General features: G+C 49.2%; 2 protein-coding genes. One reads left to right on the top strand and one right to left on the bottom strand.

Annotated features, from left to right (window positions below; genetic code table 11):
* Window positions 1-153 precede the first annotated feature (153 nt).
* On the top strand, window positions 154-918 hold the full coding sequence (locus tag VU18_RS08205) for an enoyl-CoA hydratase (protein WP_047757943.1): 765 nt from the start codon (window positions 154-156) through the stop codon (window positions 916-918).
* A gap of 68 nt (window positions 919-986) precedes the next feature.
* On the opposite strand, the gene VU18_RS08200 is transcribed toward VU18_RS08205, so the two are convergent.
* Complete coding sequence (locus tag VU18_RS08200) at window positions 987-2,141, bottom strand: amidohydrolase (protein WP_013523926.1); 1,155 nt, start codon at window positions 2,139-2,141, stop codon at window positions 987-989.
* Window positions 2,142-2,224 lie beyond the last annotated feature (83 nt).

The raw sequence follows: 2,224 nt of genomic DNA, 5'->3' as shown, positions 1-2,224 counted from the left end.
AAAAAAGCAACACCGACATAGAAGCTATTACAAGTAGATGAAGATGTCAAGCATGGATGTGTTGGAGAACATGATATTTTTGCCGCCAACAAGGAAAAAACCATCTTCATGGCGAATGAAAAGAAATGAATCATCATTCAGAGGAGGAGAGCCATGGAAACGGTTGTGCTGACATTTGACCAAAACAAAGCGATATTGGAACTGAACCGCCCGCAGGCGTTAAATGCTATGGATGTGCAAATGCTTCAGGAGCTCGTCGACGCGCTGCGGAAAATCAAGGAAAGTGACGCTTCCGTTGTCGTCATCCGCGGCAAAGGGAGAGGATTTTCTGCGGGTGGTGACATTAAGACAATGCTGGCGGTTGATGACCCGGGCCAATTTCAAACCGTGATGAAAACGATTCAGGAGATGATCATGCTCTTGTATACGATGCCGAAAATCACCGTTTCGCTCATCCACGGCCCAGCGGCCGGCCTTGGGTTCAGCTTTGCCTTGGCGAGCGATTACCTCATCGCCACGAAAGAAGCGCGCTTGGCGATGAATTTCATCGGCATCGGCCTCATCCCAGACGGCGGCGGGCATTTCTTCTTGGCCCAGCGGGTCGGCACGGCGAAAGCCAAACAGATCATTTGGGAAGGAAAACCGATGAGCGCGGACGAAGCGCAGCAGCTCGGGCTGATTGACTTCATCGTCGAAGATGAACAACAGGCGGAACAAGCAATCGCTTCCTTGCAAGAAAAACCGCTTCAAGCCATGATCGCCACGAAAATGTTGTACGTCGAACAAACAAAAGAAGATTTGCTTCGCGTGCTCGAACTCGAAACCGACGCCCAACAGCGCATGCGGCAAACCGAAGACCACCGCGAAGGCGTCCGCGCCTTTTTAGAAAAGCGGAAGCCGGTGTTTCGGGGGAGGTAGGGAAGAGAACGGCTTCTGCCTATAGGGGGTAGAAGCCGTTTTAAGCAAGGTTGATGGTTACTTAAGAGTCAGTTACGTTGAAATACGATTTCCCCGTTGATCATGGTCAGTTCCACGCTTTCGCGCAAGTCAAAGGGGTCGCCGCTCCAAATGACGATATCGGCGTCTTTTCCAACTTCGATCGAGCCTACACGGTCTTCGATGCCTAAATGTTTTGCCGCGTTTAATGTAATGGCTTGAAGAGCTAAAGACTCCTCCAACCCATGCTTCACAGCGAGAATGGCGCTCGTCATCAAATGTTCAATGCCGACAACCGGGTGGTCGGTCGTAATCGAGAAAGAGACGCCGGCGTCCCGCAAAGCAAGGAGCGTATGCCATCCTTTATCCGCGAGCTCCACTTTTGATCGGGATGACATGGTTGGGCCGACAGAGACACGGACCCCATTCTCGGCAATATAATTGGCGATATGATGCCCCTCGGTGCAATGTTCGATCGTATAGCGGAAACCAAACTCCTTCGCTAAGCGAATCACTGTCATGATGTCATCGGCGCGATGTGCATGAGCGCGCAGCGGAATTTCTCTTTTCAATACTTTCGCTAAATTTTCCAGTTTCAAATCCCGCTCGACTTCTTTGCCGCTTTCGATTTTTTGCAAGTACGTTTGCGCTTGAATGAACTGCTCGCGGAATAAAGCGGCAATCCCCATTCTTGTTGTCGGTAGTTTTCCTTTTTCCCCATACACCCGTTTCGGGTTTTCTCCAAAAGCGGCTTTCATTCCTGAAGGATGTCGGACCACCATTTCATCAACGGTTTGCCCAGCGGTTTTGATGACTGCCATTTCTCCGCCAATTACGTTGGCGCTTCCGGGCATGACTTGCACCGTTGTTACTCCTGCTTTTCTCGCATCCTCAAATCCTTTATCTTTTGGGTTAATTCCATCGATTGCCCGAACGTGTGGGGTCGTTGGGTTGCTCGTTTCATTGAAATCGTGTCCCTCTTTACCAATCCCTTCCTCGTGTATACCAAGGTGAGTATGAACGTCAATCAACCCAGGTGTAATGAATTTGCCTGAGGCATCGATCATGTTCACTTGATCGGAGGAGACATCCGGCAGCTCGGTTGCCACAGTTTTGATTTTTCCGTTCTTAATGACAATGTGCGCCGATTCCATTCTTTGTCCGTTTCCTACTAGTACTGTTCCTCCGGAAATGACAGTCACCATATGGATTTCCTCCCCCTCTGGAAATATTTCTTCTTAAAATATTTTGGAAAATACAAACGGGCTATTGAATATTTTGTTAATTG

The organism is Geobacillus sp. ZGt-1 (genome assembly GCF_001026865.1).
Lineage (GTDB): Bacteria > Bacillota > Bacilli > Bacillales > Anoxybacillaceae > Geobacillus > Geobacillus thermoleovorans.
The sequence above is the reverse complement of the archived record's forward strand: the minus strand, read 5'-3'. Positions and strand labels throughout refer to the sequence as shown.

What these genes read in the sequence shown, in the direction of transcription:
- VU18_RS08205 (WP_047757943.1), top strand. Translation starts at nt 154, where the DNA reads ATGGAAACGGTTGTGCTGACATTTGACCAAAACAAAGCGATATTGGAA.
- VU18_RS08200 (WP_013523926.1), bottom strand. Translation starts at nt 2,141, where the DNA reads ATGGTGACTGTCATTTCCGGAGGAACAGTACTAGTAGGAAACGGACAA.